This window comes from Geodermatophilus sp. URMC 60, assembly GCF_053502585.1.
Window position 1 is genome coordinate 1,227,730 of sequence record NZ_CP199958.1, and the last position, 19,515, is coordinate 1,247,244.

General features: G+C 71.5%; 16 protein-coding genes. 10 read left to right on the forward strand and 6 right to left on the reverse strand.

The genetic code is table 11. The features are described from left to right. The first annotated feature begins 2 nt into the window (after nt 1-2). On the forward strand, nt 3-1,061 hold the full coding sequence (gene nrfD, locus ACWIX3_RS05885; protein ID WP_448611142.1) for an NrfD/PsrC family molybdoenzyme membrane anchor subunit: 1,059 nt from the start codon (nt 3-5) through the stop codon (nt 1,059-1,061). On the opposite strand, the gene ACWIX3_RS05890 is transcribed toward nrfD, so the two are convergent. Next, nucleotides 1,016-1,711, reverse strand: a complete 696-nt coding sequence (locus tag ACWIX3_RS05890) for a response regulator transcription factor (protein WP_448611143.1) — start codon at nt 1,709-1,711, stop codon at nt 1,016-1,018. The genes nrfD and ACWIX3_RS05890 overlap by 46 nt on opposite strands. 881 nt (nt 1,712-2,592) lie before the next feature. Here ACWIX3_RS05890 and murJ (ACWIX3_RS05895) point away from each other — a divergent pair. Continuing rightward, nucleotides 2,593-4,053, forward strand: a complete 1,461-nt coding sequence (gene murJ, locus ACWIX3_RS05895) for a murein biosynthesis integral membrane protein MurJ (protein ID WP_448611144.1) — start codon at nt 2,593-2,595, stop codon at nt 4,051-4,053. Here murJ (ACWIX3_RS05895) and ACWIX3_RS05900 read toward each other — a convergent pair. Then, nucleotides 4,007-5,164, reverse strand: a complete 1,158-nt coding sequence (locus ACWIX3_RS05900) for a hypothetical protein (RefSeq protein ID WP_448611145.1) — start codon at nt 5,162-5,164, stop codon at nt 4,007-4,009. The genes murJ (ACWIX3_RS05895) and ACWIX3_RS05900 overlap by 47 nt on opposite strands. 239 nt (nt 5,165-5,403) lie before the next feature. Further along, nucleotides 5,404-6,435: a hypothetical protein gene (locus tag ACWIX3_RS05905; RefSeq protein WP_448611146.1), complete on the reverse strand. Its 1,032-nt coding sequence runs from the start codon at nt 6,433-6,435 to the stop codon at nt 5,404-5,406. Nucleotides 6,436-6,902: 467 nt separating this feature from the next. Here ACWIX3_RS05905 and ACWIX3_RS05910 point away from each other — a divergent pair, with 467 nt between their 5' ends. Together ACWIX3_RS05910 and ACWIX3_RS05915 are read left to right on the forward strand one after the other, a co-directional pair. Then, nucleotides 6,903-8,213 carry a flavin-containing monooxygenase gene (locus ACWIX3_RS05910; protein ID WP_448611147.1) on the forward strand — a complete coding sequence of 437 codons (1,311 nt, stop codon included), beginning with the start codon at nt 6,903-6,905 and terminating at the stop codon, nt 8,211-8,213. 309 nt (nt 8,214-8,522) lie between these two features. Continuing rightward, complete coding sequence (locus ACWIX3_RS05915; RefSeq protein ID WP_448611148.1) at nt 8,523-9,125, forward strand: hypothetical protein; 603 nt, start codon at nt 8,523-8,525, stop codon at nt 9,123-9,125. Here ACWIX3_RS05915 and ACWIX3_RS05920 read toward each other — a convergent pair. Together ACWIX3_RS05920 and ACWIX3_RS05925 are read right to left on the reverse strand one after the other, a co-directional pair. Beyond that, nucleotides 9,093-9,686: a hypothetical protein gene (locus tag ACWIX3_RS05920; RefSeq protein ID WP_448611149.1), complete on the reverse strand. Its 594-nt coding sequence runs from the start codon at nt 9,684-9,686 to the stop codon at nt 9,093-9,095. The genes ACWIX3_RS05915 and ACWIX3_RS05920 overlap by 33 nt on opposite strands. A gap of 104 nt (nt 9,687-9,790) precedes the next feature. Next, nucleotides 9,791-11,221: an O-antigen ligase family protein gene (locus ACWIX3_RS05925; RefSeq protein WP_448611150.1), complete on the reverse strand. Its 1,431-nt coding sequence runs from the start codon at nt 11,219-11,221 to the stop codon at nt 9,791-9,793. Between the two features lie 652 nt (nt 11,222-11,873). On the opposite strand from ACWIX3_RS05925, the gene ACWIX3_RS05930 reads away from it, so the two are divergent. The 6 genes from ACWIX3_RS05930 to ACWIX3_RS05955 all read left to right on the forward strand — a co-directional run bounded on the left by ACWIX3_RS05930 (nt 11,874) and on the right by ACWIX3_RS05955 (nt 18,264). Beyond that, entirely contained in the window at nt 11,874-12,545 is a 672-nt protein-coding gene (locus tag ACWIX3_RS05930) for a hypothetical protein (protein WP_448611151.1), read from the forward strand. A gap of 289 nt (nt 12,546-12,834) precedes the next feature. Continuing rightward, nucleotides 12,835-13,512 (forward strand): polysaccharide deacetylase family protein, encoded by a 678-nt coding sequence (locus ACWIX3_RS05935; protein WP_448611152.1) that lies wholly within the window; start codon nt 12,835-12,837, stop codon nt 13,510-13,512. Next, nucleotides 13,509-14,597, forward strand: a complete 1,089-nt coding sequence (locus ACWIX3_RS05940; RefSeq protein WP_448611153.1) for a glycosyltransferase — start codon at nt 13,509-13,511, stop codon at nt 14,595-14,597. Before ACWIX3_RS05935 ends, ACWIX3_RS05940 begins: the two co-directional genes overlap by 4 nt. 64 nt (nt 14,598-14,661) lie before the next feature. Then, nucleotides 14,662-16,254 carry a murein biosynthesis integral membrane protein MurJ gene (gene murJ / locus ACWIX3_RS05945; RefSeq protein WP_448611154.1) on the forward strand — a complete coding sequence of 531 codons (1,593 nt, stop codon included), beginning with the start codon at nt 14,662-14,664 and terminating at the stop codon, nt 16,252-16,254. Between the two features lie 116 nt (nt 16,255-16,370). Continuing rightward, nucleotides 16,371-17,378 carry a class I SAM-dependent methyltransferase gene (locus tag ACWIX3_RS05950; RefSeq protein WP_448611155.1) on the forward strand — a complete coding sequence of 336 codons (1,008 nt, stop codon included), beginning with the start codon at nt 16,371-16,373 and terminating at the stop codon, nt 17,376-17,378. A gap of 85 nt (nt 17,379-17,463) precedes the next feature. Next, nucleotides 17,464-18,264 carry an SAM-dependent methyltransferase gene (locus ACWIX3_RS05955; RefSeq protein WP_448611156.1) on the forward strand — a complete coding sequence of 267 codons (801 nt, stop codon included), beginning with the start codon at nt 17,464-17,466 and terminating at the stop codon, nt 18,262-18,264. A 29-nt stretch (nt 18,265-18,293) separates the two neighbouring features. On the opposite strand, the gene ACWIX3_RS05960 is transcribed toward ACWIX3_RS05955, so the two are convergent. Continuing rightward, nucleotides 18,294-19,274, reverse strand: a complete 981-nt coding sequence (locus ACWIX3_RS05960) for a GNAT family N-acetyltransferase (protein ID WP_448611157.1) — start codon at nt 19,272-19,274, stop codon at nt 18,294-18,296. Nucleotides 19,275-19,515 lie beyond the last annotated feature (241 nt).

Sequence of the window (19,515 nt, forward strand, 5' to 3'; positions counted from 1 at the left end):
GCATGACTGAGGGCATCACCACGCCCGGCGCCGGCTGGCGGCGGGCGGACGGGCCGCCGGCGCAGAAGCGGCAGAAGCGGCGCCGGCGCGGCGGGGGCCGCTCCGGCGCCGAGGTGGCGATGGTCGAGGAGGCCGAGTTCACCTCCTACTACGGCCGGCCGATCATCAAGCCGCCGGTGTGGAAGACGCCGGACGTACCGCTGTACCTCTTCCTCGGTGGCGCGGCCGGCTCGTCGTCGATCATGGCGGCGCTGGCCGACCTCACCGACCGGCCGGCGCTGACCCGCAACTCCCGGTACGTCTCCGGGGGCGCGGCGATCGCCTCGGTCGTGTTCCTCATCCACGACCTGGGCCGGCCCGAGCGGTTCCTGCACATGCTGCGGGTCATCAAGCCGACGTCCCCGCTGTCGATCGGCTCCTACATCCTGGCGCCGTTCAGCGCGGCGGCCGCGGCGACCGCGGCGGTGGAGCTGCTGGGCTGGTTCCCGCGGCTCAAGCGCTTCGGCGGGGTGGTGGCGGCGCTGTTCGGCGGCCCGCTGGCCACCTACACCGGGGTGCTGTTCGCCAACACCGCCGTCCCCTCGTGGCACGCCGCGCACAAGGAGCTGCCGTTCGTCTTCGGCGCCTCCGGCATGGCCGCCGGCGGGGGCCTGACGATGGCGCTCAGCCCGGTCGAGGAGGCCGGGCCGTCGCGCAAGATGGCGGTGGCCGGCGCGGCGATCGAGCTGGCCGCGATGCACCGGGTCGAGAACGAGTTCGGCATCGTCAGCGAGCCGTACCACGAGGGCAAGGCCGGCACGCTGCTGCGCGCGGCGAAGTCCTGCACCGCGGCGGGTGCGGCGCTCACCGTCGTCGCCGGACGGCGGCGCGCGGGGGCGGTCGCCGCGGGCGCGCTCCTGGCGGCCGGGTCGCTGCTCACCCGCTTCGGCGTCTTCGAGGCGGGCATGGCCAGCGCCAGGGACCCGAAGTACACCGTCGTCCCGCAGCGCGAGCGGCTCGCCGCCCGCGCGGCCGATCAGCAGGTCGCCTCGAACGGGCACGCCTCGACCATCACCCGCTGACGCGCCGACCCGGACGCCCGTCCGCCGCCGCCTCCTCGCCGAGGGCAGCGGGCGGGCGCCGACCCTCTGGAGGAGCCGGTCAGCGGCAGGACGACGGCGGGGGCAGCAGGCCGTCTTCGATCGCGCGCACGTACAGGCCGCGGCGGGTCGGGGCCGACCGGCCGGCCGGCCGGCCGGCCGGCGTCGGCGTACTTGGCGCGGATCCGCCGCAGGTGCGTCTTTAGCGTCTCGGTGTCCATGCCGAGCGAGCGGGCGACCGCCGACTGCACGTCGTTGGTCGACACGTAGGCCAGCAGCACCTCGAGCTGCCGGGGAGCCAGGTGCGGCCGGAGCGGCGTCGGCCCTGGCCGGTGGCCGGCGCGCGCTCGCCGCAGCGTGTCGACGGGGTCGGCGCCGGGCTCCAGGACGACGACCTGGCAGCCGCGGTCGGCGAGCAGCGCGGCCTGCCCGGCGGCCGGGGGACGGTCGCAGAGGCAGACGTCGGCGCGGGTCCCGAGGACGACCAGCGTCCCGGCGGAGTCGGCCCACGCCACCACCTCGAGGCCGGGTGCGCCCTCGAGCGCGGCGGTCAGCGTGGCGCGGTCCGGCGGGGCGGCGGCGACGACGGCAACGCGGAGCGTGGTCTCGTCGCCCCCTGTGGCACCGGGCACCCCTCCTACCTGCGGGTACGTTCCCATCGACAGCGGGGCGCCGCAGGTCGGTCCCGCCCGGCCGACGGAGGCGACGCGCGTGAGCCAGGAAGGACCGCCGCACCGCACGGTGTCGATGCACGAGTTGCACGTCGTCGGCCCGCACGGCCTGCCGGTCCGGCACCGCACGGTGCAGGTGGTCCGCGCCCTGCAGCCCGGGTGCCGAGGAGGCGAGGTCGGCCGGCTGTTGCGTGCACCTCGGCCCGTGTGGCAGTCACCTTCGCCGCCGGACGGCGCGCGCGGTCGGGACGAGCGCGTCACTCGCCGCTGGTTCGATGTTGACGTGCTTCAGTGTCTTGAGCTGACGATCGGCGTCGAGGACCGGGAGTGCGCGATCGTCTCGCAACGCACGCGGCTTGCGGCGCAGAAAGCGAGGATGCCCCGCCCGGCACCCGCTGATGTCCGGCTGCATCCCGGAGCCGGCAGATCCTCCCTTAGCTCTCGCAGACGGCTACGTTGAGGCTCAGAGCCACGGCCAGCCGGGGGACCACCGTGATGAGGCGCAGACCTTCAGCGCAGCGGCGGTCCGAGCCCTGGCCGGTCTGGGGGTGGCGCTTCGGCTGTTGCCCGGCTCGGTCGGCATGCCTCGCACCGTGCTTCCGGCGCAACGGCGATGACGACCGCCTCACGATCGGCTGGTTCGCCTCATGACCCGACAGCGCGAACTGGGGAGGACGTCCTCCGCTGTGAGCCCTGGTGGGACGACAGGTGAGGAGGGGCCCCGCATCTCGAAGCGGGCTGGGCGCGTTGATGCGGCCGCTTCGTCTGGACGACTCCTCCGTACGACGGGACTCCTCGCGCTCGTGCTGGCGCTGGGTTCATTGCTCGGTCTGATCCGGGACATGTACATCGCCCGCTACTTCGGGGCGTCGGCGGACACGGATGCCTTCCTCGTTGCCTGGACGATCCCGGAGACGGTGACCCCAGTCCTGGGCGAGGGGGCCCTCCTCTATCTGCTGGTGCCGCTGCTGTCCCGGGAGATCGAACTGCGTGGCAGCCCTCAACGGGTGCTCGATCGGACCTTCCTGCCCGTGGTCGTCACGCTCGCCGTGCTGGCCGGAGCCGTCGCGCTTGCCGCTCCGGCCATCGTGGCCGCCCTCGCGCCGGGGCTGGTCGAGCCCGAAGTGGCCGTGCGCTGCGTGCGGGTGGCGTCGGTGACCGTCCTGTTCCTGGGTTTGTCGGGGTACATGACGGCCACGCTTCGTGCCACCGGGTCGTTCCTGATCTCGCCATGGGTCTACACGGTCTACAACGTCGTGATCCTCGCTCTGATGATGCTGTTCCACGAGCAGTGGGGTGTGTACAGCGCTGCCGTCGGGCTGGCCCTGGGTAGTGCGGGCATGGTGGCGCTCCAGAGCCTTCCTCTACTCAGGAGGGTGAGTCTTCGGAGCCTGCGGTTTCGTCTCGACCGGCGCCTCCTCCTGGGGTTGCTGTCCTGCCTCCCCATCGGGGCATACGCCCTCAGCCGGCAGGCACAGGTCTTCGTGGAGCGCATCTTGGGCAGTGCTCTTCCGCCCGGGGCGATCAGTCACTTGAACTACGCCACGAAGCTCGCGCAGATCCCGATGGTCGTGGCGGTGATGGTCACGGCGGTGTCACTACCCTCGCTGGCACGGCACCTCGCCGCCCAGCGCCAGGACGAGTTCCGCAGTGGGGTCCAGCGGAGCCTGCGACTGGGGGTGCTCATCGTCGCGCCGGCCATCGCCGCGTTGTTCGTTCTCGCGCCACAGTTGATCCGCGTGCTCTTCTTCCACGGGGCCTTCGACGCCACCGATGTCGAAGCCACCACCGACGTCCTGCGGGTGTACGTCTTCGGGCTCCTCGGTCAGACCCTGGTCGGCGCCACGGCGGCCTTCTTCTGGGCCGCGGGAAGGCCCACTTGGTACCCGGCGGTGGCCATGCTCACCGGGCTGGTTGCGACCGTGCTGATCAGTGTGGGGGCAGTCCTGCTCTGGCGGACGCCGGGTATCGCGCTCGGCAACGCCGCGGGCATCAGCGTCTCCGCAGCGCTGCTGTTGATCGGAGTGCGGCGCCGGGTGGTCGACCTCGGATTGCCTGGCATCCTCTTCCTCATCGGGAGGGCGAGCGTCGCGGCGGCCGCGGGCGGTGCTGCGGCGTGGGTGCTGTCGCTCGGCTTCGGGGAGAGTGTGCCCGCTGTGGTCACGACCGTGGTCAGCAGCGCCCTCCTCGCACTCGTCTACCTGGGGGCGGCCTGGTTTCTCCGGGTGGCCGAGGTCCGTGGCGCGGCGCGGGCACTCAGCGATCGTCTGCTCCGCCGACAGGGAGTCCTTGAACGTCGCTGACCGATCGTGACACGGCAGCCCGTCGGAAGGCGGCGCGGCGCCGGGGTGCTGCGCCGCCGCCTGATGTCAGGGTCCGCAGGACCTCGCGGACGTTCTCCGGAACCGGCCGCGTCGCGTCCAGGAGGTGCAGGTCGGGGAACTGCTCGCGATGGGCCGTATAGAGCTCGAGCTGACGGACCACCGCTGCGCTGCCGAAGATCTCGTCGGACTTGCGCCCGCAAGCCACGTCGGCCGGGACGTCCAGATAGAAGGATGCGTTCGCTGCCGGGATCAGGTGGCGCACCAGGGCTCGGGGGAGACGGAGGCTGGTCCCCCGGTAGGCGACGTCCAGGGTGACCAGTGCGTCGAGCGCGTGGCGGTCGTAGAGGAGGACTCCGCGCTCGCGGAGGTGTTGGCGCCGAGCATCGATCAGGAAGATCGACGTCACCAGCACTGTCCACGACCATCCGACGAGTCCCTGTCGGGATCGCGGAAGGCGTGATCCCGCCGCGACGGTCCGCACAGCAGGGCCGGAGTCCTGACCGAGAGCCCGCTTTGCGAACCCGGCCAGCCGGTCGAGGCGATCCAGCCCCAGCCCCGGTCGTGCCCAGACGGTCCCGGCCGGGACCCCAGCAGTGCGGAGCTGGAGGAGGACCTCGCGGACCAGCGTGGACTTGCCGGCGCCGTCCACGCCGGAGAAGCCCACCACGAGCCGGCGTCCGAGCCGGGAGCGGACCCGTCGGAGCCCGCGCCTGCCGGCGCTGCCCCATCCTGGTAGGAGGGCCGGGCCTGGCCCGGCCGAGCGGTCGAGCCACTGACTCAGCATGTCGCCGCCGACGTGAGCCTCCAGGCCGGCGGCTTGCCGCAGTACCGGCACGTCCGGGGGTAGCTGCGCTCCACTGCGGAGCAACGCTCGCAGCTCCAGCACCTCCCGGAGCCGCACCTCGCCCCGCCGCCGACAGCGTCGAAGAACGCGGCGGGCCTCGTCGGGCTCCGGCTCACTGAGATGCAGGTCCAACGCAGCGAGTACGCCCCGCTCGTCTGTCACCGCCCATCGGTCGGTCTCGGGGAGCCCAAGGAGGTCGAGCAAGGAGTCCAGCGGCAGCCAGCCGAGTCCTGTCAGCAGCGTCACCTGGGGAAGCGCGTGGACGTGCACGTCGATGTCGCCACACCAGGCCGGCCCGAGGGGAGATGATCGCAGACCGTCGGGAAGGGTGAAATCGCGGAGGACCGTCTCGACGAGGGCTGCGGCTCGCAGCCGACGCTCAGTCGTCGGACCGTCAGGGATGCCGTGTACTTCCCAGCCCTCGGGCGGGATTGCGTCCAGAAGTGCTGCGTCTTCGGGATGGAGCCCCGGGGGTGGGTGGGCGGTCACCAATCCGCGCCTCGCAGCGCAAAGCCCAGGCGTGTGATCGCGGGGCGCGGATCGCGGATGCTGGTGATGCTGTGCGCCGTCCCCCGCCGCGGCAGCACGGCCCGGAGCCCCTGGCTCGGGCTCAGCTCGCGGTCGACGACGGCACCGGCCACGGCGCGCAGGTCCGCGTCGAGCCAGCGGTAGGGGACCCCGGCGCGGCCGCGCACGAGGCGCGCAGGCGCGCGTCCGTCCATCGCGTCGCACCAGATGCCGGCGAGGTTCGCCCCGGCCGCCACTGCGAGCGGCAGCGAGCCATAGACGCGGGGGTTGACGTCGATGACCTGTGTGCCCACCAACTGCACCTGGAAGACGCCCTCATGGCCCTGGAGGAGATCCGGGAGCCGGGCCTCGAGCTCCAGGTCCGGAGCGACGGTCTCCGCGGCACTGGCGACCCCGCAGTCACGTGGCCAGATCCGTACGTACCGCTGGTGCACGGCGGCGAGCAGCTGTCCCTCGTAGAGGACACCCGCGACTGCCCGCATCCGATCACGGAGGAAGGGCTGCACCACCAACTCTCCGGCATCGTCCGGGATCGCCGACAGCCCCGCTGGCGAGTCGAGCCGCACGGCGTTGCGCGTTCGGCCCGGTCGGCGCACCACAGGTTTCACAACGACCGGAAACGGCAGGTCCGCAGCCGCCTCCCGAAGTTGCCCCGGTGACCCGAAGACCCACTGGTCCGGAGCCGCCAGTCCGGCTGCTCGGGCTCGTCGGTGTACCTCGCGCTTGTCCAGCAGGGAGACACCGGGAAGCTCCAACATGGCCAGAACGACGTCGCTGGTGGGCACAACGCCCAGGTAAGCCCCGCTACGCAGTTCCTGGCAGACCGCATCGAGCCACCCGGACCCGTCCGTCCGCGGGACGGGCACGGCTCGCCTGCACCACCGTGACGAGCTGGCGAGCGTCGCCTTGCAGGTCGACGTCACCGTGGGCTCGTACCCGGCCGCAGCCAATGCCCGGACGGCGGCGAGCGCCGTGCGTCCGCTGACCATGCCCTCATCTGCCACGAGGACCGAGCGACTCCGAAGCCTCGTAGTTCCTCCTAGGCCGACCAACGCTCGCAGCCCTTCGTGTGTCGTGGAAGGTCGTTGCAAGGTCGCGACAGGTGTTCTGGCCGGCTCTCGGGAGACCCTTCCATCCTGGGAGAGTCTGGGTGGGATGGCGCTCGTTCGGTGCAACGCGTGATGCCGTCCCTGTGGAGCGATGAGTCTAGGAGCGCATCGGGGACCTCACTAGTCCTGAGCGGTTCCGGCGCACACATCGGTTCCGGGCTGCACCGATCCCCGTTCTTGGTGGTGGAGGTCTCGCAGTTGCGCCTGCGGGTGACCGTCAGACCGAAAACGGGTGGGCGGGACGAGCCGGTGGCGTGGGACGGGCGCCGCGGCGACCGCCCATTCCAATCCGGCGGGTGACGCCTCGGAGGGGTCCTCGTGCGGCAGCAGGGCCGTAGTGTCATCGCATGCCCGAACCTCCTCGACGGGACGGCGAACCCCTGGAGGTTCTCGTCATAGGTGGTGGCCAGGCCGGCCTCGCCTTGGCCTGGTATCTCAAGCAGGCCGGCGTCCGGTTCCTCGTCGTGGACGCCGGGCCGCGAGTCGGTCATGCCTGGCGGTCGCGCTGGGACTCCCTGCGGCTGTTTACCCCGGCTCGCTACGACTCCTTGCCCGGTCTCCCCTTTCCTGCTCCGGCCGGCAGCTATCCGACCAAGGACCAGGTCGCCGACTACCTGGAGACCTATGCGCGTACCTTCGAGCTGCCGGTGCGGCTGGGGACCCGGGTCACCCGGGTGCGGAGATCGGCTGGAGTTTTCGTCGCCGACACCACCACGGGCGGGTTGGCTGCCCGCCAGATCGTGGTGGCCACCGGTGCGTTCATCTGTCCGTACGTTCCTGCCGACCTCGCCGCGGGGCTGGCTCCAGAGGTCGTCCAGGTCCACAGCTCGGAATACGGACGTCCTGCCGATCTGCCCGACGGCCCGGTCCTCGTGGTGGGGGCCGGGAGCTCAGGGGTGCAGATCGCTGCGGAGCTGGCCTCCTCCGGCCGTCCGGTGAGTCTCGCCGTCGGCACGCGGTCGCTCATGCTGCCGCAGCGGCCGCTGGGCCGCGACTTGTTCTGGTGGCTGACCACCTTCGGCCTGGCGCCCAAGCCGGTCGGCTGCGGGCCCATCACCGCTCGGCCCCCGCGGCTGCGCGAGCGCGTCATCGGCACCGCGTGGCGGAGCCTGCGCGCACGGATGGCTGCCCTGAGCCCCCGGGCCAGGACGGGGACGGGGGACACCGTTGGGTTCGTGATCGGCACCTCGTGGCGACGCCTGCGTGCTGGCGGCGTCTTGGTGCGTCCGCGCGCCGTAACCGCGTCGAGTACCCGCATCGGGTTCAGCGACGGAAGCGCCCTCGACGTTGCCGCGGTCGTCTGGGCAACCGGCTTCCGCCCGGACTACTCCTGGATCGATGTGCCGGGCGTCGTCGTCGACGGCGAGGTCGTCCACAACAGCGGGCTCAGCGCCGTCCCGGGCCTGGCCTTCCTCGGGCTGCCGTGGCAACGCTCCCGTGGGTCGGCATGGCTGGGTTTCGTCGCGGAGGACGCCGCCTGGCTCGCCGAGCGCCTGCTCACCCAGAGTCCCTGCACGCAGTCGCCTGCCCCGTGGCGGCCGTTGCCGTCAGGTTCGAACCGGGTGACCTACAGGGTGCCCGGACGCCGGCGCGGCGTCTCACCGGACCGTGACCGGGTCACCACACGACCGTCAGTAATTCCCGAGCCGCATTCATGACCGCCTGATCCGGCCGCTCGTCCGCCTACCATTCGCCGAATGGCGAGGACGTCCAGGCCAGCTCATCAGAGATCGGGAGTCGATGGTAGCGGCGGCGGTCGGTCGACCTCCGGCGGGCACCCACCGCAGGCTCAGGGAGGAGCGGCTGTAGTCGGGGATTCCCTGGACGTGCCAGCCGACCCGTCAGACTCGGAGCACGAGACCCCCGCACTGATCGAGACGGAGCTGTCCTCCGGGTCGGCTGGGACAGAGGGGCTCACGCCCCCGCCGAGCCATCGACGGCGCGACCGCCGTACTGCCGCGATCGTCGTGGCACTCGCCACGCTCGGCGCCGTCGTAGCGGGTGTCGCGTGCTGGTACGCCTTCCTGCGGCCGACCGACTTCACCGCCGAGGCGCTGGTCGCTGTCCTCCCGGACGACCCGGCGGCGCCGGACGCCTCGGTGGACATCGCGGCGGTCTGGGTCGAGGTGGGCAATGCCCCCGCACTCGTCCACTCGGTGGCCACCGGCATGGGGGAGTCCGACTCAGGCTTGGCCGATGCCGTCGTGATCACCCAGCCGTCCGGCGTACCGCTGCTGTCCATCACGGCCACCACTGCCGATGCCGACACGTCGGCGGCCATGGCCAATGCTGTCGCCGCCCAGCTGGTGCTGCAGGACCAGCAGGGTCAGGTCGGCCACTACCACCTGCAGCAGGTCAGTGAAGCCCGCCCCCCGGCACAGCGCGACTCCGCGGTGGGCTCTGCCGGGCTGCTCGGCGCCGCGCTCCTCGGTGCTGTCGCGGGTGGGCTCCTCGGCCGGTCGGTCACGCGCCGCTGGGCGTCGGGAGCCGCGACCGCGGCGCCGTTCCGCGCCCTCAATCCGTCCGGTCCGGCGGAGTCAGGCCGTCCCTGGACCCATCCTTTCGGCTGAGTTGGCCACGGAACGCGGTGTACGCGGACGCCGGTCGCGGTGCGCCCCTCGTCGAGGATGGTCCGGGACCGCTGAGGCGAGTACCAAGGACAGCGCGGCGCCGAGCCCCGTCCCGCTGAAGGGCAGGAACCAGATCGGTGTCCTCGGTCCGTCCGGGACCGTCGGCTCGGTGATCACGTCCACCTGGAAGGGGCCGAGATTGCGGACGCTGGCGAGACCGTCGGTGACGGCGGCGGCGATCCTCCGCGCATCCTGGGGCGTGTCCCCAAGCCCGGTCACGCTGATCAGGGGTGCGCCGGGGGCTGCCTGCGCGGTGATGTAGCGCCGAGGATGGTCCGCGGCTTCGGGCACGCCGGCGGCGTCCAGACGGAAGGACACGATCGCGGGTGCCGTGGCCAGACGCGCCAGTGCCTGGGCGGTGCGCGTGAAACCTCGCGCAGGTTCTGCAGGCGGACCGATCACGAGGAGGTGGGACGTCGACTCGTACACCGGAGCGCGGAACTGCAGGACCGTGAGGCCGAGCAGGCATCCCAGGACCGCACAGAGCGCGACCCAGCGCATCCGCCTCCGGATCAGGGCGACCCCCGGAAGCCGGCTCTCCCTCCGAGCGGTCGGACGAGGCGCCTCCGTCGTCGGTGAGTTGACCCACTGGCGAACGTCCGTCGTCATGAGGTACCACCTCCGGTGAGATCCTCACTCCGCCCGGCCACCGCCGGGTCCGGAGGTTTCTGGAGTTGTGCGGTCGGAAGCGTCTCCTCGCTGCTGGACGAGGAGACAGCCACGGGGTCCGGACCAGTCTCCGGCTGCGGAACCAGGTCGATGTCGGCGGCTGCCCAGCCGGCCACCCCCAAAGCGATTCCGATGAGTAGGGATCCCGGCCCGCCGATGTCGCCTGTCACCGTGTTGACGAGCTCATATGTCAGGAGCCCTGCTCCGATCAGGGCGAGGCTGGTCGACGCGTCGGAGCGACGTCGTGAGGCCCGCACCAGACCGCGGACGAGCAGGACCGCGGCGAGGGTGCCGTAGAGCAGCACGACGATCAGACCCTGCTCGCTGGCGATGAGCAGGTACAGACTGTGCGGGGACTTGAGTGCCACCTGCTGGAAGTCCAGGTCGGATGCGAAACTGATGTCGCTGGAGCCGAGCAGGCTCAGGTCCGCGTAGGCGTCCCGGTGCTCAGGAAAGGCCCGGGGCCCGATGCCGGTCAACGGTCTGTCCAAGGTCATCTGCTGAGCGGCACGCCACAGCGCCAGGCGATCGAGCAGTGACTGGTCCGGCGCGGACTCGGCGGAGAGCAGGCTGTCCACCCGCCGGCCGATGTCGGTGTCGCTGCCCGCCAGTGCAGGCAGGGCGACGGCAGCCGTGAGCAGACCGGCGGCGACTGCCGCCACCAGACGCGCGGGCCGACCGCGACTGAGCACCACGACCGCGGCCACCGTCGCGGCTACCCATGCACCCCGCGTCAGCGTCGCCAGGAGGGCGAGCGACAACCACAGCGACCCGGCGAGGGCCGCCCAGCGGAGGCGGCCTGTCCGCACCGTGGCCACGGCGAGGCAGACCACCAGGGCGACGCCGGTGACACCGGCCAATGCGCCGATGTTGTAGGCCCCGAAGGTCCCGACGGCCCGAGTGTGCTCCGTGCCGATCGCCGCTCCCGTGCCGGTCGCGGCCTGGACGAGGCCGATCGTCCCCTCGACGAGGGCCAGCGCGACGATCGAGCCCCCCACGACGAGGAGGTCGGCGCGCCTGCGGAGCGACGTCATGACGGCGAGGGGGATCAGGACGAACAGTTCCAGGAATCGGGCTCCTCCCACGATGTTCTGCGGGAAGTTGGTGGCGAGCGCGGTCACCACGAGACTTGCGGTGCCGAGCAGGAGGAACCCGATGGCGGGCACGCTCCGCAGGATGTCGAGCCGCTCGCCGCGGAGCAACGTCCAGCCGGTGAGGACGATGGCGACAACGATGATCAGGTCGCTCCCGGTCGCCAACGGCGACAGCGGGCTGGCGCCCGAGTAGACCGGCAGCATGAGGATCGAGAGGGCGACCCAGGTACTGGGTTGCGCGAGGCATCGGCGCAGCAGTCGCGGGCCGGCCATCGATGGCATGGTCGCGAGTGCTTGCGCGGTCACGGCCGGCCCCGCTACCGCGGCCATGGGGTCATCAGCGCCCTCGCCTGAGCATGGCCCGATGATGTCAGCGATCGGGGTTGCGTAGCACCGTAGGGAGGACGGTCCCGCGAGGCCGGCGACGCCCGTCGGCGGAGCGCGCCGTGAGGCACGATGGGTCGACGCGGTCCATGGAGGTGGCGCCGGCATGCGGAGCTCGGCGGCTTGCCGCGGCGTGCGGTTGGTGGCAGGGGCGGTCGTCCTCGCGGTCGTCGCCGTCCTGGCGGCGGCGTCCCAGCCGACGTCTCCTGAGCCGGGTGGCCGGGCGGACGATCCACGTCGAGCGGCCGACATCCTGGCCGTCCCAGTGCACCCCGTCGGAGCGCCTCAAGCCACGGGTCCCCAGACCCTCACCGGCGCCTTGGCCGAGGTGGATGCCGCGGCAGACAGCGGGGCTTCGGGTATCCGACTGACGGCGTCCATGCACTGGTTGTGTCCCACGCACCAGTGCGACACCGCTCCGCTGGATCCGGTCGTCTTCCGAGCCGCCGCTCATGGGCTGCAGGTCTACATGCACGTCAACACCACCCCCAGGTGGATGGATCCGCGAGGGCCGTGGTTCCCCCCGCTCGGGGAGGAGGCGATGGTCTGGGCAGGTCTCTTCGGTCAACTAGTCGCCCGGTACGGCACGACGGTGACCGGCTACGAGGTCTGGAACGAACCGAACTACCACAACTTCTGGCGCACCGGCCCGGACCCCGGTGCCTATGCCGACCTCCTCAAGGCCATTTGGATCGAGACCCGGCGGATCGACCCCGGGGTGGCGATCGTGGGCGCCGTGCTCAGCAACAACGACCTGGGCTACATGGGGCGGCTGAGTGACGCGCTCCGGGAGCGAGGGGGGAACCGTGAGAACCGGTTTTTCTACGACCTGCTGGGCGTCCATCCCTACGCCGGCGCGCCCGGGGTCGGGTACGACCCGCGGATGCCGGCTGCTTCGGCCGACGTCGTGGGGCAGATGGGCGTCAAGGACATGACGTTCCTCGGAGTGGACCGGCTGCGTGCCCAGGTGGCTCGCGACGAAGGGATCTGGCGCGACGTGGTGATCGGGGAGTTCGGCTACACCACCACCCCCGGAGCCTGGTATCACGTGCCCGAGCCTCAGCGTGCCCGGTACCTCGTGACCGCTCTCCACCTGGCCCTGGATCGCAGCTGGGTCCGGTCCTTCAGCGTCTACAGCTACAGCGATGATCTCACGGACGGGTTCTCCATCCTCGACACCCCCAGCCAGAGAGCCGTCGCCACGGTCGGTTGAACTGCTCGACACACCCACCCACCGACCGAGTGCGTTGTGTCGTCGGGATGTGCAGGCCATCGGACGCCGGACCGAGAGGACGCTGCCCGGCCGTTGCCACGTCGCAGGCAGCAGCTCCCGCCGTGATTCCGTCAGCGTCAGGTGTCCTCCGGCTCCGGCGGTTCCCGATGGCGGCTACGTTCGCGCCGTCGAACCAGTGGACGACGTGGGGGCCGTGGACGTGAATGCGATCGCCAGGCAGCGGCAACAGCCACGTGCTCATACCCGACCGATCCTGATGTACCACTCCGTGAGTTCCTCGACGGAGGAGGACCCCCACCTCCTGCGGGTGCACCCGGACCGGCTGGAGCTACAGCTGAAGACCCTCGAGAGGTTGGGTCTGCGCGGGGTGTCGCTCGCGGAACTGGTCCGAGCCGAGGAACGGGGCGAGGGCGCACGGTTGGTGGGGCTGACGTTCGACGACGGGTACACGGACTTCCACGACGAGGTGGTCCCGCTGCTCCGCGGCCGGGGCATGACCGCCACCGTGTTCGTCGTCGCAGGTCGAGTCGGGGGCCGGAGCGACTGGGACGAACCGTCCTACGACCTGATGGACGCGGCCCAGGTGCGAGCCGTCGCGGAGGCCGGCTTCGAGATCGGCAGTCACGGACTCACCCACGTCCGGTTGGCCGGTCTGCCGGACGGCACCCTGGAGGCGGAGGTCGTGGACAGCCGTCGCATCCTCGAAGACCTCGTCGTGCAGCCGGTGACGAGCTTCTCCTATCCGTACGGCAGCTTCGACAGGGATGCCGCGGTCGCGGTCCAGACGGCGGGTTACGGCCAGGCCTGCGTGACCCGGGACTACTCGGTGTGGGGCCGGTTCACGCTCCCACGCTTCTACGTGGGGCAACGAGACCACCCCGCCCGGCTCATGGCCAAGCTCGGGCGGCACCACGCGTCCCGCTTCCGGCGCACCCGCGACGTATGAGAGTCCTCCACGTCATCACCGGCTTGGCCGCCGGGGGCGCCGAGACCCAGTTGCGGCTGATCCTGGAGCACTCGAGACACGATGCCGAGGTCGTCGCCCTCTACAACGCGGGATCGGTCGCCGAGGACCTGCGCGCCAACGAGATCCCGGTCTTCGACCTCGGCATGAGGAGCAACAAGGAGATCGGTGCGGTCCTCCGACTCGCCGACATCATGCGTCGAGGCCGGTACGACGTCGTCCACACGCACCTGTACCGCGCCTGCCTCTACGGCCGAGTTGCCGCTCGCATGGCTGGCGTCCGGCGGATCGTCGCCACCGAGCACTCCCTCCTCGACGACCAGCTCGAGGGGCATCGGGCCACACGGCCGGTCCGCCTGCTCTACCGCGCGAGCGAGCGCCTGGGCCAGCTGACCATCGCCGTGTCCCGAGCGGTTCGCGCCAACCTCCTCGCCTGGGGACTGCCGCCCGACCGAGTCGTCGTGGTGCCGAACGGACTGGACTTCCGGGCGCTGCGGTTCGACCCCGAGGACCGACGCGCCACTCGGGCAGCCCTGGGCATCCCGCAGGGCGCCGAGGTCATCGGTGGCGTGGGGCGCCTGCACCCAGGGAAGCACTTCGACGAGTTGATCGGTGAGTTGGCGCCGACCCTGCACCGGGGGCGGCACGTCGTCCTGCTCGGTGACGGCCCACAGCGAACGGCGCTCGAGAGGCTCGGTTCGGGACTGCACGTCGCAGATCGAGTGCATCTGGTGGGCGAGCGCCCAGTGGCTCCCTTCCTCGCCGCGATGGACGTGCTCGCGTCACCGTCCCGCCAGGAGACCTTCGGCCTGGCCGTCCTCGAGGCCATGGCCAACGGCCTGCCGGTCGTGTACCGCCGGTGTCCCGCGCTCGACGAACTGGACGGCGATGTCGCCACCGCGCTGCGCGTGGGGCCGCACGACCCACTGCGCGCAGCCGTGGAGCGGGTCCTCAGCGCACCGCGCCGAGACCGCAGCTGCCCACCGGTACTTCGACCGCTGGACGTGAGCGCGGTCGCGGCCACCATCGACGACCTCTACGCCCAGCCGCCCCCGAGGACGCCGTGAGACGCCACCGCGTCGCGGGTGGCGCCTCCGGCGCCGTGGGGCTCCGAGCCGTCCGGGCACCCCGGTGACCCGGAACCGGGAGGCAAGGGACGGCCACGGGGACCAGGCCTCTCGGAGCGGAGTCGTCGACGCGGCCGCCCAGCCGGGACGACTCCTGCGCACGACGGTCCTGGTGACCGTGATCTATGGTCTCGGCTCGCTGTTCGGCCTCCTCCGGGACGTGTTCATCGCCAGCTACTTCGGCGCATCCCCGGACACGGACGCCTTCCTCGTTGCTTGGACGGTCCCCGAGACCGTGACGCCGGTGCTGGCCGAGGGGGTGATCATCTACCTTCTGGTCCCGATGATCTCCCGCCAGCTCGAGGCCAACGGAACGGCGCAGCGCGTGATCGACCGAACGCTCTTGCCCGCCATCGTCCTCCTCGGTGCACTCGCCGGCGTCGTGGCGCTGGCGGCTCCGGCGATCGTTGCGGCTCTCGGACCGGGACTGGCGGAGCCGGACCTGGCGGTGCGCTGCACCCGGATCGCATCGGCGACGGTCCTCCTCCTGGGGTTGATGGGCTACATGACCGCCACGCTGCGCGCGACCGGCTCGTTCGTGTTCCCCACGTGGATCTACGTCATCTACAACGCCGGGATCGTCGCGACGATGGTGCTCTTCCACGACTCCCTCGGGGTGGAGAGCGCGGCGCTGGGCCTGGTGGTGGGCAGCGCCGGGATCGTCCTGGTCCTGGCGCCCGCCTTCCTCGCAAGGGTGCGGCTGCGGAGCCTGCGGTGCCGCCTGGACCGCCGGCTCCTGATCGGCCTCGGGTCGTGCGTGCCCGTCACCGCGTACAGCCTGAGCCGCCAGGCGCAGGTCTGGGTCGAGCGCACGCTGGCCAGCGTCCTGGAGCCCGGTGCCATCAGCCATCTCAACTACGCAGCGAAGGTGGCTCAGATACCCATGGCAGTGGCCGGGATGGTGGTCCTGGTGGCCATGCCGTCCCTGGCCCGGCACGCCGCTGCGCGGCGCTCGGTGGATCTCCGGCGCGGCGTCGAGCGGAGCCTGCGGCTCGGGGTGCTGGTCATCGTCCCGGCGACCGTGGCCCTGGTCGTCTTCGCGCCTCAGCTGGTCGAGGTCCTGTTCCTGCACGGCGCCTTCACGATCGAGGACGCCGTGAGCACCACGGAGGTCATGCGTGTCTATTGCATCGGCCTGACGGGGCAGGTGGTCGTGGGTGCTGCGGCCACGTTCTTCTGGGCTGTGGGATCGCGGACCTGGTTCCCCGCGACGGCCATGATCATCGGCCTGGTGGCCACGGTGGTGATCAGCGCCGTGAGCCTCCGCGCGTGGCAGACGGTCGGCATCGCACTCGGCAACGCCGCAGGCATCAGCGTCGCGGCCCTCGTCCTGCTCGTCGGGGTCCACCGGCGGGTGGTCGACCTCCCGATGCGCGGCTTCCTCGCGGCCACGGGACTGACCGCGGCCGCCGCCGCGGCCGCGGGGATCGTCGCCTGGTCCTTCGCCGCGGTGGTGCAGGAGCGCTTGCCCGCGCTCGCCACGGCTCTGCTGGGGGGCTGCATCCTCCTGGCGGTCTACTCGGGGGCGATGTGGCTGTTCCGGGTTCCGGAAGCGCGGGCCGTGACACGAATGGTCCGCGCCCGCCTGCACGGTTGACAGTGGGCGGCTCGCTTCCCCTTCCAGCAGGCCGGCCCTACTCTCGTCGGCAGCATCTGGCGTCCGCTCGCGCGAGGCATTCTCGGCTGAGGCCGCGTACCCCTTCGAGGAGTCCGATGACCGTCGCGTCGCTGTTCCGTTCCCGTCGGGGGGCCACCGAGGTGCCCGAGCGAGACCGGAGCTGCCCAGCCTGTGGTGGGGAGGGGCGACCGCTGCGGCTGGTGGTCGACCCCGGGTGTCAGCTGATCCGGTGCAGGACCTGCCGTACGCAGTACCTGCGCCGCCTGCCCTCCACCGAGGCGTCGTCGGTCGGCGACGGGGTCGACAGCGAGTACTGGGAGCAGTACAAGTTCGCCCTGTACGACTCGGACGACGTGCGTCGGGGCTACGACGAGCGGTACGAGCTCGCCTTCGACATGGTGGGTCCCGCCGTCCCGTCGGCCGCTTCGGTGCTCGACGTGGGATGCGGAGTCGGGAACTTCCTCGACTGGGCACGGCGGCGGGGACTGCGGGGCCTGGGTATCGAGGTCGACGGCGTCGCGATCCAGACAGCCAGGGACCGGGGACTCGCGGTAGGGCAGCAGGACGAGCTGTCGGAGTGGCTCGGTGAGCACGAATGCGTCGATGTCCTGACGTTGTGGGACGTGATCGAGCACGTCTTCGAACCGGACGCGCTCGTCGCCCAGGTCATCGACCGGCTGAGGCCCGGAGGCGCGCTGCTCCTGGAGACGCCGGACGCCGCCTTCCCGATCCGTGCCGTGCTCCGAGGGCTGCACCGTCTGACCGGGGGACGGGTCGACCTCGTGGGGGTCATGTACTACTGGGAGCACAAGGTCTACTTCACCGAGGCGGGACTGCGCAGCCTGCTCGCCCGGCACGGTTGCGACATCGTGCAGACCCGCCGGCTGACGTCCCCACGAGCCAAGATGCAGCGGACCTTCAGCTACTTGGCCGGCAAGGACCGGGACTTCTACTCGAGGATGCTGGCGGTGGGCTGGCCGGCGGCCGAGCGCTTCTTCCGGGTCCTGGGTTGGGGCAACAAGCTCGTCGTCGTCGCGCGGCGCCGTCCGGACGCCCCCGGCACGAACGGCCGCGTGGATTCGGGACTCGCCGCTGCCGGTTGACCCATCCGCCGGGAGTACTCCCACCCTGCTGTCTGCGACCCCGAGGGGATCGGTTGTGGCGACGTCGGAGTCGAGGACGCGGCGAGTGCGGCTGCTACGGGCGGAGCTGATTCGTGCGGCCCGGGAGGAGGGGCTGGCCGGCGCCATCCGCTCGGGGAGCCGGCTGTTCCGAGGGGGTCTGCACCGCACCGGCGCCTACCTCGCCGAGTCGGCCGTGGACCTCTGGCTGGGCACCCGGACCCGCGGGATCGTGCACAACGAGGCCGAGCTGCATGCTCTCTCCCCGACCGGGGACGGCCACCACTACCAGGCCGTGGCGCTGCGCAAGTGGCGACGCATCCTCGCGGCCGTGGATCTCGACCCCGCAGGAAGCACCTTCCTCGACCTGGGGGCCGGCCGCGGCCGGGCCATGCTGTTTGCCGCGGAGGCGGGTTTCGCCCGGACGGTCGGCGTCGAGCTCGACCCCGCCCTGGCCGCCGACGCCGAGCGCAACATCGATCGCTGGCGGGCCCGCCGCGGCCGGCGTGCCGACCGGCCGTTGAGCGTCCTCGTCGCGGACGCCGCGACGGTGGAGCTCCCTGACGGGCCGGTGCTCGTGCTCGTCTACAACTCCTTCGGCCCCGAGACGCTCAGGCGCGTGCTGGCCCGGGTGGTCGAGGACCAGCGGCGGCATCCCCGCCCGGTGCGGCTCTGCTACCTCAACGCCCAGCACCCCGAGGTGGTCGCGGAACAGCCCGCTCTGGTACCGATCGCACGGGACGACGACTGGATCCTCTACACCATCGGGTCGGGGACACCGGGAGGTGGGACCGAGGCCGCCACGGAGCGCAGCCCGGCCGCGAGGACGGCTTCCCGCGGCCGGCTCGCCCCGCCCCCGCCGGCTTGAGTCTCGAACCGGGGACCAGAGCACGGCCGTCATCGCTCGGCGCGCCGCACCAGTCCCTGCCGAGCGCGGCGTGCAGCGCGTGCCGTCAACTCGATCCCGACCTCGCCGGCCGCCAGGACGCTCCACGGGGACGCGGGGTACACGTGCACCTCGACGCACGGGCGCACCACTTCGGTCCACAGCGTCGTCCAGGGCTCCTCGACACCCAGGAGGTCGAAGCACTGCAGGCCCCGCTCGGCGGCCCACCGGACGGTGTGCAGCATCAGCAGCGTCCCTGGGGAGCAGCGAGCGAACTCCTCGTTGTATCCGATCTTGAAGAGGCTGTACCGGTCGTGCTGTTCGACCGCGAGTTGCACGGCCACGGGGCGACCGTCGATCCGGAGGAAGGCCAGTCGGAGGATGCCCTGGTCCGCGGCCTGGAGGCAGAGTCGCCGGAAGAAGTCCCGCATCCGCGGCTGGCAGGCCAGGGCGGTGTTGGCCCGGGTCTTCCACCCCGACGCCTCGACCGCGAGCAGTTCGTCGAACAGGGGCGCGACCCCGTCGGTCCCGGGCTCTTCCACGGATAGGTGCACGGCTCCGAGCCTCTCCGCCCGGCGGCGCGCCGTCCGGAAGTCCGACCGTCGCCGGGCACTGAAGTGGGATTCCGGCTCGAGCCAGCTCGGGTCCAGCCGGATGGTCGGGGTGCCGGTCACCCCCTTGGAGAGGATGACCGCCCGACGGCGGTAGGCGGCGTGCAGGAGCGGGAGCAGCGGGGAGTCTGCAGGCAGCCGCTTGAGCCGGATCGGAACGCGCCTGCGCGCGAACTCCTGCACCACGGCGCTCAGTCCGGCTGGGTCGCCGACGCGGATGTCGGTCGGTTCCCGCAGCTCCTGGACGCCCAGCATGGTGAGCCACCACGGGCGGGCACGGCGACGCACCAACGGCACGACTACGAGCGGCTCCTGGACGGTGCCCTGCACGCCGACGGCCAGCCGGTGCGCGGCACCGTAGACCTCCAACCACGCCTGCACCCAGGCGCTGCCTCCCACGGGGCCGGTCGACGACGGGAGGCCGTCCCACGCCGGGAGGTACGGAGTCAGCTGGTCCGCATCCGTCAGGACGGCCACAGCCGGCCCAGCCTGCTGGAACTGGGGACAACCCATCGCCCGTCCGCCCACCCGTCCTGGTGTTGCATCCCTCGGCGCTGTAGCCGCTCACACTAGGGCTATGACCTGTTGGGTCGCAGGTGCGAGGGACGCGCGTTGATCCAGC